13 protein-coding genes are annotated in these 15,222 nt (G+C 36.5%); all 13 read right to left on the bottom strand.

Annotated elements, in window-relative coordinates:
* Positions 1-13 precede the first annotated feature (13 nt).
* The gene (locus IGI71_RS11030) at positions 14-1,261 is read right to left on the bottom strand and encodes a glycosyltransferase family 4 protein (RefSeq protein ID WP_060792927.1); all 1,248 of its coding nucleotides are present in this window, start codon (positions 1,259-1,261) and stop codon (positions 14-16) included.
* A gap of 46 nt (positions 1,262-1,307) precedes the next feature.
* Entirely contained in the window at positions 1,308-4,382 is a 3,075-nt protein-coding gene (locus IGI71_RS11035) for a rhamnan synthesis F family protein (protein ID WP_086295562.1), read from the bottom strand.
* A gap of 26 nt (positions 4,383-4,408) precedes the next feature.
* Positions 4,409-5,638, bottom strand: a complete 1,230-nt coding sequence (locus IGI71_RS11040; RefSeq protein ID WP_010749353.1) for an ABC transporter ATP-binding protein — start codon at positions 5,636-5,638, stop codon at positions 4,409-4,411.
* Position 5,639: 1 nt separating this feature from the next.
* Positions 5,640-6,440, bottom strand: a complete 801-nt coding sequence (locus IGI71_RS11045) for an ABC transporter permease (RefSeq protein ID WP_005229524.1) — start codon at positions 6,438-6,440, stop codon at positions 5,640-5,642.
* Positions 6,441-6,649: 209 nt separating this feature from the next.
* Positions 6,650-7,816 carry a nucleotide sugar dehydrogenase gene (locus IGI71_RS11050; protein ID WP_060792925.1) on the bottom strand — a complete coding sequence of 389 codons (1,167 nt, stop codon included), beginning with the start codon at positions 7,814-7,816 and terminating at the stop codon, positions 6,650-6,652.
* A gap of 16 nt (positions 7,817-7,832) precedes the next feature.
* Positions 7,833-8,684, bottom strand: coding sequence for a dTDP-4-dehydrorhamnose reductase (rfbD, locus tag IGI71_RS11055; RefSeq protein ID WP_060792924.1), 852 nt, complete (start codon positions 8,682-8,684; stop codon positions 7,833-7,835).
* A 42-nt stretch (positions 8,685-8,726) separates the two neighbouring features.
* Entirely contained in the window at positions 8,727-9,755 is a 1,029-nt protein-coding gene (gene rfbB, locus IGI71_RS11060; protein ID WP_060792923.1) for a dTDP-glucose 4,6-dehydratase, read from the bottom strand.
* Between the two features lie 12 nt (positions 9,756-9,767).
* Positions 9,768-10,340 carry a dTDP-4-dehydrorhamnose 3,5-epimerase gene (gene rfbC, locus IGI71_RS11065; protein WP_060792922.1) on the bottom strand — a complete coding sequence of 191 codons (573 nt, stop codon included), beginning with the start codon at positions 10,338-10,340 and terminating at the stop codon, positions 9,768-9,770.
* 15 nt (positions 10,341-10,355) lie between these two features.
* Positions 10,356-11,222, bottom strand: a complete 867-nt coding sequence (gene rfbA, locus IGI71_RS11070; protein WP_060792921.1) for a glucose-1-phosphate thymidylyltransferase RfbA — start codon at positions 11,220-11,222, stop codon at positions 10,356-10,358.
* Positions 11,223-11,328: 106 nt separating this feature from the next.
* Positions 11,329-12,033, bottom strand: coding sequence for a glycosyltransferase family 2 protein (locus IGI71_RS11075; RefSeq protein ID WP_086295564.1), 705 nt, complete (start codon positions 12,031-12,033; stop codon positions 11,329-11,331).
* The gene (locus IGI71_RS11080) at positions 12,030-12,860 is read right to left on the bottom strand and encodes a glycosyltransferase (RefSeq protein ID WP_060792919.1); all 831 of its coding nucleotides are present in this window, start codon (positions 12,858-12,860) and stop codon (positions 12,030-12,032) included. The genes IGI71_RS11075 and IGI71_RS11080 overlap by 4 nt, the downstream gene beginning before the upstream one ends.
* A complete protein-coding gene (locus IGI71_RS11085) occupies positions 12,860-13,648 on the bottom strand; it encodes a glycosyltransferase family 2 protein (protein WP_005229506.1) in 789 nt (262 codons plus the stop codon). Before IGI71_RS11085 ends, IGI71_RS11080 begins: the two co-directional genes overlap by 1 nt.
* Positions 13,649-13,916: 268 nt before the next feature.
* On the bottom strand, positions 13,917-15,215 hold the full coding sequence (gene asnS, locus IGI71_RS11090; protein WP_005229504.1) for an asparagine--tRNA ligase: 1,299 nt from the start codon (positions 15,213-15,215) through the stop codon (positions 13,917-13,919).
* Between the last annotated feature and the right edge of the window lie 7 nt (positions 15,216-15,222).

A 15,222-nucleotide genomic window follows, 5' to 3' on the forward strand; every position in this document is an offset into this window, starting at 1 on the left:
ACCCCTTAAGTATTTATTTATTTTTAATTTTATACATCACTCTCTGCACAAAGGTTCTTATTTTTATTTCTAGATTTGCTAATTTACTTTTCTTTTCGTTGATTACTAATAAGTTTTTTATGTGTCTTATAGCATGTTCATTTGTCTTTGCTTGATTTATTCTTTCTATTAAAACATGATAAACTGACTTGATTTGATATTTTTCTTTCGCTGTTTTAATGAACATTTCTGATTTACTTTTTACTTCTTCAAAATTGTCTATAAAATAATTAATAGCCTCTACAAGCGAATCAATATTACCTAATGGATATATTTTCCCATGTTGAAACATCTCATATGCAGATAAATGGCCTGGATTGTCCGAAATGATCACTGGAATACCATTGAGTAAAGCTTCTACATAAACTAATCCATATGTCTCTAAACTTGATGTAAATACACAAATATCCTTATCTGTAACTATATCCCATGGATTCTCTACATTCCCGGTAAAAGAAACTGATGCAATAGTATGCTCCTTTATATATCGTTCGCATTCTCTTTTATACTCTTCATCCCAACCGCCAACAAAAACTAGTTCGATATCTTTTCTATTTATTTCATGGAATGCTCGAATTAGCTCCAATTGATTTTTTCTTTTGGTTATTCTTCCAACTGAAACGATTCTTTTTTTCTTTCCTATTTGAATATTTGAACTTTTTAGTTCTGTATACGGCGCAAAAGGAAGTATTTCTCTACTATTAAATAATTTATTCAGATGATTGTTTAAATCACCTGTGACCGAAAATATATCCGTGGAAAATTGATCAATAAAATCTAGTTTATTCTTATAGTAAGCAAACTCTTTTTCTGGATATTCATGAATTAACCAGATATGAGGAATAGATTCTAGACAAGAAGCAAGAGCACCTTGAAACATATTTACCGTATTTGTAATCACCACATCCACTTGTTTTTCTTTTATAATCTCGGTTAATGTCTTAATTGTGTCTCTATATGAAACAACTCTTTCTTCTTCTGAACCAAATATATGTGCGGGAGCATCTTCCCACCACCAACGTTGGTTATTGATCAAATAGCATTCAATGCCATTGGACTCACAATATCTAGAATAATCATTTTCTGTTGCAACTCCATATATCGGTGCTGCATTAACTACATGATATCCTTCTGCAGCTAAAAACTTCATTAAGTTGACGATAGATATTTCTGCTCCATTATCGAGCGTACCCGTTGGTGACACGAAAAGTATTGTTTTCATCTTGTCTCCTTCATTTAAAACATACCTATACTAAAGAATATTTTATTTAATCGTTTATTTTATTTTTTGCCTCTTCAGATAAAAAATCTGTCAATTCATCGTTATGTTGAATTGTCGTACAATTGTTAACAACATAATTATACGCGTTACGTCCAATTTTTTTGCGCAACTCTCCATTCGTTACAAGCAGCTCTAGTTTTTCAAACCAATCTTCAGATGAATCAACTAAAATGCCAGTTTCACCTTCAATTATCATGTCCTTGAATGATCCAATGTTACTGGCAATTGTTGGAATTTTTAATAACCCAGCTTCTAACCACTTAATTTCAGATTTTGCCCTGTTAAATATAGTGTCGACAAGCGGCGCAAGATTTATATCTACATTTTTAACAAGTTGCGGCAGCAATCTCCAGTCAACAAATGGATGGATCACAATTTGTTCACTATATTCTTTTAACTCATTCGGAATATCGATATGACCCGCTAAATGTAATTTCACGTTATTAAAGGAAGCTAAAATTTTCAATATTGCCGGCATAATTAATTCAAAATTTTCGTTATGAGTAATTGATCCAGAAAAATACCCAATATGAACACATGATGCATCACTAAGTTTTTCTGCATTATTGCTTAGCTTTATTAATTCCTCACTGCCTAAGTTACGGTTTAACAACACTTTAGTATTATACTTTTTTAGCTCTTTTTTCAAATCTTCTGTGGAAGCTATTGCAATATCACATAGAACCAGCATTTTTCCATAGTTAGTCACGCCAGCATCATAATTTTGCTTCTCTATTTTAGATAATCCTTTAACATACGAAAGCTGGTCAGTGTATTTCGTATCAATCACTAAATCATCAATATCATATAAAACTGGCTTATTAAATTCTTTGGCCACTTGAATCAAATTGACCAGCATCTCATTATATGGCGCTCTATAAATTATAATATGGCTCGCTCTTTCTGCATCGCTAATTTTCAGCTCAGAAAGTCCCACAGACTTCACTCTAAAATTCAAATTTTTTAATTGTTCAATTTTATTTTCAACACGATATTTTGTCAGTTGTGGAATAACATTTTCAACACCATCAATAATCAATACATACTTTTGTGAATCTTTCTCCTTTATATCCTCTATGATCTCTTTGATGATTTTAACAGGATAATCTGTCTTTTCTTCTATATATTTTACCAAACTAGGGATTTCTGTTTGCCTATTCAAGCCTTGCCAAATAAATTTCTCATTTGTATAGTTTGATAATGCAGTATATTTGATTACTGGTATACCCTCTTTAAGCATCTCAAGAGGATGGATATACATTGCACTATCCTCGTTTTTTTCTGTTAGCGCACCATGCTTAAATCCTAAATCTGAAAAATGCTTTGTGAATACCGTTTCGTGCATACCAATTGCTTTATCTCTTGAATTTGTATCATTCATTTTTTCCCAATAAGAATAAAACCCTGAATAAGAAAGCAATGTCTTTTCTATTACTAAGAAGTAAGACTGTAAGTGTTTAGGAATATAGCCGTATTTGTTTAAATTAGTAAAATCGTTATATTCTTCTCCATAAGTCAAACCCCAAAAATCCAGTTTTTTATCTGCCATTTTTTTAAAAATAGATGATAATTCACCAACAGGTCCAATGTTGGTATCATTTACTAACAGTAACTCATCATATTCCAAAAGCTTCTCTTTACCCAAAAACAAAATTCCATGTCTAAATGCTGCCGTATCGTATCCTTTATTTTCTCTGGTTTCTACACGGCCTAATTGTTCCAACTGCTCAATATCCGAGCTTGGTAAATCACCATTTACTATAATTAAGAGATCTGTACATAGAGCTTTAAATGCTTTCAAGAAAAGAAGTTTATATTCTTGTAATTTCTCTTTGTCTTCATAAATAACAAAAATCAAAATTCTTGATGGAGCAACATAGTTATTATTCTTTCTCTCTACACTCCTTTTAACCCTCATCAGGAGTGTAGAGGGTTTTACAACTTTTGTTGAGTATTTTCTTGTGTTCTCTTTTAATTTACTCCACACTTTTAAAGCAAGAGCTGGATTTTTAATAAAGCGATATCCATAATGTATCGGCTTGATGAAAAGATTCCCTAATTTATATGAATTTGAATTTCGAATTTCATTTTTCTCATTTTCCAAAGTTGCAATAATTTGTTTCATTGTAAATTGTTCTTTTTCATATTTTTCAATTTCATAAGAGAAATGTTCACCCAACTCTTTTCTTTCAACAAGCAGATTTTGCTTATCCAATTCTAAAAGTTTTTTTTCATCGTTTTTCACGATAATTTCGTGATCTTGATTCTTTACATGTTCTGTTAACTCAGTCAAATGTTTTGTGAGATTGCTTAATCTATTTTCCAATATCATAGTATTGTGTGAAACTGCATTAAGAATTTCATTGGGATAGTCTTCAATATGTTTTCTTAATATATAAAAATAAACTTCATAATAAAATTTATCAGAAGAATGCTCTCCGGTCCTAGAAATCGAATTTGCTAGTACTCGATAATTCAGCTTAGCTTCTTCACATTTTTTTGGTTTTGCTTTATTAACTAAAATTAAATTCATGATAAAATCATAATCAACTAATTTTTTTCGGTTTAAATTCAAGTCATAACGAACATCTTTAATGATGGATGCTCGTATTAGTGAACAATTATCAATAAAATTATTTGTTAGATAGGCTTGAAGCTCGAACGGTCTGGCTTTCATGAAAAGTTCTTTTGATGAAGCATTGATTAAGTCGGTATATACTATATCGACCTCTTCGCTTTCAGCCAAAGAAACTAATTTTTCAATAAACTCAGGATCGAGATAGTTATCACTGTCAATAAAAAGAACATATTTGCCCTTTATCCAATCTAACCCACGGTTTCTTGTTACGCAAACACCACTGTTCTCTTGATAAATATACTCATATTTTGTGTTAGAAAGTTCAAGAGTTTTAAGAATTATTTCTTCTGATTTATCAGTTGAACCATCATTTATAACAAGCAGTTCAATCTCAGGATATGTTTGAGAAAGTACACTTTTTAAACATTGTTCAATATATTTTTCGTGATTGTAACATGTCACAATAACAGATACTAACCCCATAAAGTTTTGCCCACCTCATTACCAGACTATATTTCGATTTCTTCCCAAGATCCATTTCGTCTAACTAATCCGCTAGAAGAAATTCTCTCGCTTTTAGACATTTCTTTTTTTGGAGAAATAATTATAATAGGTGAATTCTCCTTATCAGAGAACGCGAATGGTTGGTCTGATTCATTTCTGACTGAAACACCTAACCGAAGTTTGCAACCATTCATTTCGTTCAAATTACATGTATAACGCAAAGTTTTTTTCCCTAAGCCTGTGGTCATATGATCTAATGAATTGTCATTATATACCCAAATATTTCGATCAATATCCGTTAAAGAAAAAGCTATATATGTTTTCATTTCCTCTAAAACTTCATACGAAACTTCAAACGCTATTCTTTTTTGATCTTTCTCTATTAGTTCATCTGATAGCAACCGTACTTTGAAGTCTTTAATGTAATCGTTCTCTTCTTCTTTCTTTACATCGATATCGTCTGTTTTTTCAATAACGGTGGAGGTCCCCGTCTGTGTAACATTGTCTAAAGAATATTGATTTGCTACATCATCTGGGGTCCCGATGATTTTTACTTCCCCTTTATCGATCATCAGTGCTTTATTACAGTATTTACGAACAGATTCCATTGAGTGAGTCACGAGGATAATGGTCTTGTTCTCATCTTTGGCCTTCATGAAATAGTCATTGCATTTTCTTTGGAACGCTTCATCCCCGACAGCCAATACTTCATCTAAGACTAAAATATCGCTTTTCGCTTGAATCGCTACAGAAAACGCAAGTCGAACCTGCATGCCGCTTGAATAATTCTTTAATTTTTGATTCATAAATTCAGTTAATTCCGCAAACTCAACGATATCGGAATACATTCCATCCACTTCTTTTTCGGAAAAACCAAGCATAGCGCCATTCAAATAGACATTCTCTCTCCCAGTTAATTCTGGATTGAATCCAACACCTAACTCGATGAAGGAAACCAATTTTCCGTTCACTTCTACAGACCCTTTTTCAGGTGTATAAATTTGGGAGATAATTTTTAATAAGGTTGATTTTCCACTCCCATTTCTTCCGACAATTCCAAAGAAATCTCCTTTATTCACTTCAAACGAAATATCTCTTAGGACTTTTTGCTCATTATATCCTTTGATTCCTTTAAAATAATTAACGATCGTTCTTTTTAAACTCGTTGTACTTTCTGTAGGAAGACGAAACGATTTTCCTATATGATCAACTTTCACTGCTATTTCATTATTCATATTAAATAATCTCCGCAAATTTTTTCGAATTTTTATTAAAAATCATGTAGCCAGCAACTAATACGATCCATGGCAAAACATATGGAATTGCGACGATCCAATTCGTATTTATTAATTGCCATACCGTAATATTGCTTGTACTTGTTAAGATATGCCGCATATCTTGAATAATTTGAGCCATTGGATTCATCATCAGAAGTTTGGCAATGTTCACGTCCATATTCATTACAAGTGTCAATGGGTAAATTAACGGTGTAAGGTAAAAACCCGCTTGAAGGACAACCTCCCAGATCGGTCCAATGTCCCGAAACCTAACATAGATTGTTGCCAAAATAAAAGACACGCCCAATGAAAAGGCATAGAGTTCAATCAGAAGCAGCGGTGCTAAAAAAGCATAGATTGAAATATCCGCTCCATTGATCATCGCAAATAAAAGAACGATCACAAGGCTGATTACTAGATTGATTAAGGCGTTGATCGATACAGCAATAACAATGATATGTGTAGGAAAGCTTAGTTTTCTAAGCAGATCGCCTCGTGTGACGATTGATGACATACCTAAATTTGTCGTTTCGCTAAAAAAGCTCCATAGAACGGTTCCCAAAAGTAACGCCACTTCAAAGTGAGGAACATCTTGTCCAAATTTAAGAAAACGTACAAAGACCACATACATGACAGTAAACAGCATCAAGGGCTTTAAAACAGACCAAACATAGCCCATAATACTTCCTTGATATCTTAGTTTAAAATCGGTTTTTACTAATTCTTTCAATAAAATTCTATTTTTACGCTCGAACATCATTTTCTCCTTTAAGGTTCCACTAATCTTTTTTACGGTAAAACTTTTTAAAGCTATCCTTAAAAAGTATACTCGACATTCCCCTCTTTCTCAACCTTTACCAGATCATTTCAAAAATTGAGAAAAAAAATTAATGTTTCATTGACAGATTAAACGAAAAAAAGAAAGCCGCATTCAACGAACGAAATTTGGCCTCCTTTTTCTCAAAGTTTTTAGTCTCTTTCAAACAAATCTCTTGTGTATACTTTGTCTTCTACGTCATGCAGTACATCTTCCATACGATTTGCTACAATAACATCAGAGATCTTTTTAAACGTCTCAAAGTCATCAATAACTTCAGAGTTATAGAAGGATTTCTCTTTTAAAGAAGGCTCGTATACTACTACGTTGATTCCATGGGCTTTGATCCGCTTCATAATTCCTTGAATGGAAGAATAGCGGAAATTATCAGAATGAGCTTTCATAGTCAATCGATAGATGCCCACAACTTTCGGTTGTCGATCAAGGATCTGCTCCGCGATGAAATCTTTGCGGGTCGTATTTGCTTCGACGATCGCTTGAATGATATTATTCGGAACCTTATCATAGTTAGCTAGGAGCTGCTTGGTATCTTTGGGCAGACAGTAGCCACCGTATCCAAAAGACGGATTGTTGTAGTGGGAGCCGATTCTAGGATCCAGCCCGACGCCTTCAATGATTTGTCGTGAATCAAGTCCCCTCACTTCCGCATAGGTATCTAATTCGTTGAAATATGCCACGCGCAGCGCCAGATACGTGTTAGAAAACAGTTTTATTGCTTCAGCTTCAGTCGGATTTGTTAAAAGCACGGGAATTTCATTTTCCCATGCATTTCGCTTGAACATCTCGGCGATCTCTTTCGCTCGCTCACTGCATTCTCCAACAACAATTCTCGAAGGATGCAAATTGTCGTATAAAGCTTTTCCCTCACGCAAAAATTCAGGTGAAAATAAAATGTTCTCTGTGTTAAAACGTGCTTTAAGATCTAATGTATACCCTACAGGAACTGTTGATTTAATAATAAACACAGCATCTGGACGCAACTCCAGCGCTTTTTCAATCACCGATTCTACAGTCGACGTATCAAAATAGTTTTTATGCTCATCGTAATCTGTAGGCGTCGCAATAATTAATACATCCCCAAAGTCAACAGCTTCATCAAAAGCTTTGGTGAAATGAACGGACAAGTCTGTCCGCTCCAAAAATTGGTGAATTTCTTTGTCTTCAAGAGGTGAGATTTTCTTTTGCAATTGATCGATTTTTTCATCCACAATATCATAAGCAAGTACTTCTTCTTTTTGCGCCAATAACAAAGCGTTTGCTAATCCTACATAACCTAAACCAAAAACGGAAACTTTCATCATGATCCCTCTTTTTCTAGTTTTCTTCTTTCTCTAAAGATGCAGTCATATCAGCCAATGCTTCTTCCCAAGTAGGAATAACAAAACCGGTATTCTTTGCTTTTGTAAGATCCAACACCGAGTATTGTGGTCGTTTTGCTTTTTGCGGATATTCTGCTGAAGTGACAGGTGCAACCTCAACATCCGTTTCTTTCAGAATTTCTTTGGCAAATTCGTACCATGAACAGCTATTGTCATTTGATAGATGGTAGATCCCATAGTCTGCATTGTTTTCGATAATATAAACCATAAATTCAGCTAATGTTCGGGTCCATGTTGGACGGCCATATTGATCATCAACGACGGTTAAGCGCGGGTGCGTTTGCGCTAAACGTTTCATTGTATATACAAAATTATGTCCATATTTACCAAAAACCCATGAAGTTCGGATAATGAAGTATTCATCTAAAAGATCTTTCACTGCTTGTTCACCCAACAATTTTGTACGACCGTATTCATTTTGAGGATTCGGCTTATCTGTTTCTTTGTAGACCCCCTCTTTTTTCGTTCCATCGAACACATAATCAGTACTGATGTAAACAAACTTTGCTCCTACCGCTTTCGCCGCTTTCGCCACGTTTTCCGTCCCGTTGACATTGATTTTCTCATCAAGTTCCTTGCCTTCATCTTCCGCCTTATCTACTGCTGTGTATGCAGCACAATGATAAATAACGGTCGGTTTTAATTCTTGAATAAACGCAAGAGTTGCTTGTTCGTCCGTAATATCCATTTCCTGGGCATCCGTTGAGACATATTTTAATCCTTTTTCATCTAATAGATGTCGCAGCTCCGTGCCCAGCTGCCCATTTCCGCCTGTCAGTAAAATCATATTTCTCATCCCTTCAAAAAAAGCAGGTTTCCCTGCTTTTATTTATTGTCCATTCGCAGCATAATTTTTCTCTACCGCTTCTTTTTCTGTCTTCCACCATTCTTCGTTGTTGCGATACCACTCAATCGTATCGGCTAAGCCATCTCGGAAATTGGTGAATTCCGGTTGCCAGCCCAATTCTTCTTTCAATTTTGTCGAATCAATTGCATAGCGTAAATCATGACCTGGTCGATCATTTACGTGCTCATACGCGTCTTTGGGCTGATCCATTAGTTCTAAAATCAGTTCAATTACTGCTTTATTATCCTCTTCACCATCGGCACCGATGAGATACGTTTCACCCATTTGTCCCTTTGTTAAAATCGTCCACACAGCTGATGAATGATCATTTGTATGAATCCAGTCACGGACATTTTTCCCGTCACCGTACAATTTCGGCTTGATGCCGCTCAAAATATTGGTAATTTGTCGAGGAATAAATTTCTCAATGTGTTGATAAGGTCCATAATTATTAGAACAATTGGAGATCGTCGCTTGGAGACCGAATGAGCGTACCCAAGCTTTTACCAAAAGATCGGAACCAGCTTTTGTTGAAGAGTAAGGACTTGATGGGTTATACGGCGTTTTGTCCGTGAATTTTTCTCCCGCTCCTTCGCCATGTCCCGGAAGATCTTCTCTCAAAGGAAGATCGCCATATACTTCATCGGTTGAAACATGATGGTATCTTACATTATACTTTCGGCATGCTTCTATCAGCGTATACGTTCCAATAATGTTGGTTTGAACAAACGGAAAAGGATCTTTCAACGAGTTGTCATTATGAGATTCTGCAGCATAATGAACGACAGCGTCTGTATCCTGAACCAATCTATCTACCAGCTCCTGATCAGCAATGTCGCCGACAACTAATTCGAAGCGATTCTTTGGAAGACCATTAAGATTGTTCTTATTTCCCGCATAGGTCAGCTTATCTAAAACTGTTACAAAAACATCAGGATGATTATTGATCACATAATGAACAAAGTTAGAGCCGATAAATCCTGCTCCACCGGTTACAATAATTTTTTTCATCACTTTCACTCCTTATACTTCACCATAGACAAATGTATTTTCTATTTCAAATTCTTTCAGTGTTGGATGTTTTTTATCTTTTTCTGATAGAATCGCTTTTTTCACATCTATAGGCCAAGTAATTGCCAAATCGGGATCATCAAATGCAATGCCGCCATCAGCTTCAGCATTATAATAGTTGTCACACTTATACAAGAAGTTCACATTTGGGGTCAGTGTCATAAACCCGTGAGCAAATCCGCGAGGTACTAATAACTGACGATGGTTGTGTTCGGTTAACAAGTACCCTTCCCACTCTCCATAGGTCGGGCTGCCTTTACGAATATCTACGATAACATCAAGTACCGCACCAGTCACCACACGAATCAATTTTGTCTGTGCTGCTTCACCTTTTTGAAAATGCAGGCCTCTTAACACACCTGCTTCAGCAGATAATGAGTGGTTATCTTGAACAAAATCAAAGTCAATTCCTTGTGCTGAAAATTTTTCTTTTGAATAGCTTTCAGTAAAAAAACCTCGATGATCGCCGTAAACGTCCATCTCTATTAATTTTACATCTGTCAATTTTGTTTCTATAACTTTCATCAAAGCGTCTCCTCTTTATTCAGCAGCTAGTCGTAATAAATATTGACCATACTGATTTTTTTTCAATGGCTCAGCTAAAGCAACCAACTGCTCTCTTGTGATATAGCCCATTCGGAATGATATTTCTTCCAAACACGCAACTTTCAAGTTTTGCCGTTTTTCAATCGTTTCAATAAAAGTAGATGCCTCAAGCAATGTTTCATGTGTTCCTGTATCAAGCCAAGCGAAACCTCTTCCCATGACTTCAACAGAAAGTTTATTTTTTTCTAGATAAACTTTATTGATATCGGTAATTTCTAATTCTCCACGCGCAGACGGTTTGATATTCTTGGCTATTTCGACTACTTCGTTATCATAGAAATACAGACCTGTTACAGCATAATTTGATTTCGGCTTCTCAGGTTTTTCTTCAATAGACAAGGCGTGCATATCGTCATCAAACTCCACTACACCAAATCGTTCAGGATCATTTACATGATAGCCAAAAACAGTTGCACCTGATTCTTTTGCAGCAGCTCGTTGAAGCATTTTCGATAGACCGCCGCCATAATAAATATTGTCTCCTAAGACTAAACAAACACTATCAGTGCCGATAAACTTTTCCCCAATAATGAATGCTTGAGCGAGGCCGTCAGGACTTGGCTGTACTGCATAGTCAATTTGCAGTCCTAAGTCTTTGCCATCGCCGAATAACTCTTGAAAGCGAGGAGTATCTTGAGGAGTGGAAATAATTAAAATTTCTTTGATCCCCGCCAACATCAATGTAGACATTGGGTAAAAAATCATTGGTTTGTCATAAATAGGCATCAATTGTTTAGAAGTTGCTTTTGTTAATGGATAAAGGCGTGTTCCTGAACCGCCTGCTAAAATAATCCCTTTCATTCATTACGCTCCTTAAATAATTTACTTGTATTTCTCACCACAGCATTATCTCATTTCTAGAAAGCTTTGTCATTCAATTCAAAGTTTTGAAATGAAAATGTAACTTTTATTTATCAAATACTTTTCTCATGAACAGGCTTCTTATTAAACCCCAGCGCCACACGAATTGCTGGCCAAATGAAGCGGATGTTTTGATTTCACTGGCATTTTTTTCATGTCTTCGATACAACGTTAACTGCTTATCAATAAGTTCGATACGGTTGCCTGCCATTGCACCGATCCACATATCATGCATTGGAATTGCTTGCGGAAACGGAAGAATAGCTGGCTTCAACTCTCTTCGAAAAGCCATGCCTGCTCCGATGTATTTATTTTTAAGCACATTTCGTAAAAATCCGACTTTTACATTCCGATAGGCAAAATAGGAGGGTTCAATCACTTCAAGCTGCTCATCGACAATTCTCAAATCAGAAATGACTACCTGTGTCTCTTTTTTTTCATCAAATTTTGCTTTTGTATCAGCAACTTTATCGGGAAGCCACACATCGTCTTGGTCGGCCAAAAAAATCAGATCGCCTGAAGCCTGCTTAATTGCGTGTTCAAAATTCTTGATAATGCCTTTTTGCGGTCCTTCCAAAAGTTTGATTCGGGGATCTGCGCGATAAGAATCGAGGATATTTCTTGTCTTGTCAGTAGAGAAGTCATCCGAAATAATCAGCTCATCATCAGGTGCAAGTTGAATTAGAATGCTGTCCAGCTGTTCTTGAAGATACTTTTCTCCGTTATAAGTGGCTACACATACTGATATCATAAATGATCCTTCCTAAATGACAAGTATTCTTTCCATGTTCTTCGACTGAATCGGCACATTTTGGGTGAAAGTGCTTGTTTTATTGTTCGAAAAAAAAGCTGTTTTTCATGTTCCTTTTTCTTTTCTTTATCGAAATCCCTATAGAATTTCGATTCACTGGTAAGAATCTGCTCATATCTTTCCCTAGTCATCGTTTTATAATGCATGACTGAAAGATCATGATTCAACTTTTGGTTTGCGATCAAAAACCGAAAGCCTTCTTGATGTAAGCGAAGAAAAAGCCAATGATCTAAAAAATCCAGCGGAAAAGCATCATTGAATCCGCCGATTTTTTTTATAGCCGCGAGAGTGACTGCGGTGCCGGAATTGATTGCCATAATCCGCTGTTTTTGCTCACCGATAGCAGGATATGCCAGATTTCGATTGATGTAACGATCAGCTAAGACCGGTGATACCTGTGTTGTGCCACTGTAAATCAGCGGCACAACAGCACCTATTTCAGTTCCGATCGTCTCAGTCATAAGAAAGTTTAGGTAGGCTTTTGTCAGCTCCGTATCTTGATCCAAGAGAAGCAGCAAATCAAAATCGCCGCTAGACGCAGACTTAAACCCTTTATTGTATGCTTTGGAGAGGCCGGGATTGGCTGGATCATGGAAATAGGTCACTAATGGATGCTGAAAAAAAGGCTCATCATGACTTTGTGGACTGTTATCATAAACCAGCAATTGGATTTGCTGGTTCTTCACCGCTTTTTCCAAAAGCGGTGAAGCCGACGCTTCTTGCCAGCTTCTTTCATACATTACGATCGTCACAAATAAACGGTTCATCAAAACAGCCTCCAACCCCATTTATTAAAAAATTTCATCATCGAATGCATAAACACCAAAAAGAGTTTTGCACTTCTATGAGCTCCTTTACCGTATAAGTGCACGACTTTTTCAAAGGGCGTATACAAAATGCGGTACCCCGCTTTTTCATATCTCAAACACAAATCATTGTCTTCAAAATACATAAAGAACTGTTCGTCAAAGCCGCCGATTTCTTTAAAGCGAGCGATTTCTACCAACATAAAACAACCAGAGCCCATTCGGATATAACTGGTTTGATCTTGTGGAAGGTCACGGCACTCATAAGCAGACAGTCTTTTTTTAAATACTTTTTTTACCCAATGAAACGGAATAAATCGCAAGAAATAATCGAATACAGCTAATCGTTTTCTTACTAAATACTGAATAGAGCCATCTTCGTTCAAAACCTGAGGAACTACGACAGCTGCTTCATTCTCTTGAATTCTTTTTAATAATCCTTCAATTGATTCTTTCGTGACAAGAATATCAGGATTGCAAATAAATCCGTATTCTTGCGTTGCATTCATTAATAATTGATTGTGTCCATGACCAAATCCAAGATTTTCATTGGCTGAGATCACAGTGACAAATGGATAATCTTGCATTTTAGCAATGTATTCTGCTTTCGAATTATTATCAAATATTTTCACTTCAAAGCGTGGATCCTCTCCTATCTCTTTCTCCAGATGATCCAATGTTTTGAATATATCACGACTATTATGTGTCACAATACTGATGATTATTTTATTCGTTTTTCTATTATCCATAGTGTATTGTCCTTAATGTTATAAAATGAGAGATACTAGTCAATTTGTTATTATATCACATCCCCGCGCGTAAAAAAAGCACACTCGAGCAAGCAAAGCGATTTCTTCTATTCAGTCCCAGCCGCCCGTTGGATTGCTGCTTGCTTCTTTTCTGAAGTAATCCCTCATCATCAAGAGCAGATAAAAACACCAGCCCCGCTAGAGACTTTCTAGCAAGGGATGGTGTGATGAGTGAATCGTTTACGCTTTCGCACAAAATCTTTTTAAATTAAGGATAAATCCGATTCAACAACCGTGGAAACGGAATGGATTCTCTTACGTGCTCGATTCCTGATAACCAGGTAACGGTCCGTTCTAATCCAAGACCAAAGCCGGTGTGAGGAACTGAGCCGTACTTGCGTAGGTCTAAATACCATGAGTATTCGTTTTCGTCCAAGCCGTGGGCGCGGATTTGCTCTAGCAGGTATTCATGATCAATGGCACGTTCAGAACCTCCAATGATCTCGCCATAGCCTTCTGGTGCGATCATATCGGCACAGATCACGACATCTTCTCTCGTTGGATGTGGCTTCATATAGAAAGGTTTGATGGCTTTTGGATAGTTTAAGATAAAGACGGGCTGATCGAATGAATTGGCAATAAAGGTCTCATGTGGTGAGCCAAAGTCATCGCCCCATTGAATATCATCGAAGCCGTTCTTTTGTAATAATGCCACTGCATCATCGTAAGAGATTCGTGGGAATGGTAATTTGGTGTATTTTTTCAAGACTTCACGGTCACGACCTAAGACATCTAGTGCATAGTCACAGTTATCGAGCACATTTTGCACTAAGAATGCCACGTACTGCTCTTGGACTTCCAAGCTTTCTTCCTGGTGCATAAAGGCCATTTCTGGTTCAATCATCCAAAATTCAATCAAGTGACGACGTGTCTTTGATTTTTCGGCACGGAAAGTTGGACCAAAAGAAAAGACTTTGCCAAACGCCATAGCGGCAGCTTCCATGTACAATTGACCAGACTGAGACAAATATGCTTTTTGATCGAAATAGTTGGTTTCGAATAAATCAGTCGTTCCTTCTGGTGCTGATCCGGTTAGGATTGGTGGATCGATTTTGATGAAGCCATTTTTGTTGAAGAATTCATACGTTGCCCGGATGATTTCGTTTCGGATTTGCATGATGGCGTGTTGTTTTGAGGAACGCAACCATAAATGACGATGGTCCATCAAGAAATCTGTTCCGTGTTCTTTTGGTGTGATTGGGTAATCATGGCTTTCCCCAACAACTTCTAAACCAGAAATACCAATTTCATAGCCAAATTTTGAGCGGCTGTCTTCTCTGATTTCCCCAGTGACCAGTACGGCAGTTTCCTGATTTAAATTTTTTGCTAATTGGAAAACTTCCTCACCTACTTCACTTTTTACAACGATCCCTTGAAAATACGCTGTTCCGTCGCGAAGTTGTAAGAAGGCGATCTTGCCGCTGGAACGTTTGTTAGCAACCCATGCTCCGATTTGAACGGTTTCGCCAACGTGTTTTTTTGCATCTAAAATTTGAATAGATTCCACTTGATTC

The organism is Enterococcus sp. DIV1279b (genome assembly GCF_050531515.1).
Classification (GTDB): Bacteria; Bacillota; Bacilli; order Lactobacillales; family Enterococcaceae; genus Enterococcus_D; species Enterococcus_D casseliflavus.

Excerpts from the sequence above, each read along its gene's own strand:
- IGI71_RS11030 (WP_060792927.1), bottom strand. The coding sequence starts at position 1,261 with ATGAAAACAATACTTTTCGTGTCACCAACGGGTACGCTCGATAATGGA.
- IGI71_RS11035 (WP_086295562.1), bottom strand. The coding sequence starts at position 4,382 with ATGGGGTTAGTATCTGTTATTGTGACATGTTACAATCACGAAAAATAT.
- IGI71_RS11040 (WP_010749353.1), bottom strand. The coding sequence starts at position 5,638 with ATGAATAATGAAATAGCAGTGAAAGTTGATCATATAGGAAAATCGTTT.
- IGI71_RS11045 (WP_005229524.1), bottom strand. The coding sequence starts at position 6,440 with ATGATGTTCGAGCGTAAAAATAGAATTTTATTGAAAGAATTAGTAAAA.
- IGI71_RS11050 (WP_060792925.1), bottom strand. The coding sequence starts at position 7,816 with ATGAAAGTTTCCGTTTTTGGTTTAGGTTATGTAGGATTAGCAAACGCT.
- rfbD (WP_060792924.1), bottom strand. The coding sequence starts at position 8,684 with ATGATTTTACTGACAGGCGGAAATGGGCAGCTGGGCACGGAGCTGCGA.
- rfbB (WP_060792923.1), bottom strand. The coding sequence starts at position 9,755 with ATGAAAAAAATTATTGTAACCGGTGGAGCAGGATTTATCGGCTCTAAC.
- rfbC (WP_060792922.1), bottom strand. The coding sequence starts at position 10,340 with ATGAAAGTTATAGAAACAAAATTGACAGATGTAAAATTAATAGAGATG.
- rfbA (WP_060792921.1), bottom strand. The coding sequence starts at position 11,222 with ATGAAAGGGATTATTTTAGCAGGCGGTTCAGGAACACGCCTTTATCCA.
- IGI71_RS11075 (WP_086295564.1), bottom strand. The coding sequence starts at position 12,033 with ATGATATCAGTATGTGTAGCCACTTATAACGGAGAAAAGTATCTTCAA.
- IGI71_RS11080 (WP_060792919.1), bottom strand. The coding sequence starts at position 12,860 with ATGAACCGTTTATTTGTGACGATCGTAATGTATGAAAGAAGCTGGCAA.
- IGI71_RS11085 (WP_005229506.1), bottom strand. The coding sequence starts at position 13,648 with ATGGATAATAGAAAAACGAATAAAATAATCATCAGTATTGTGACACAT.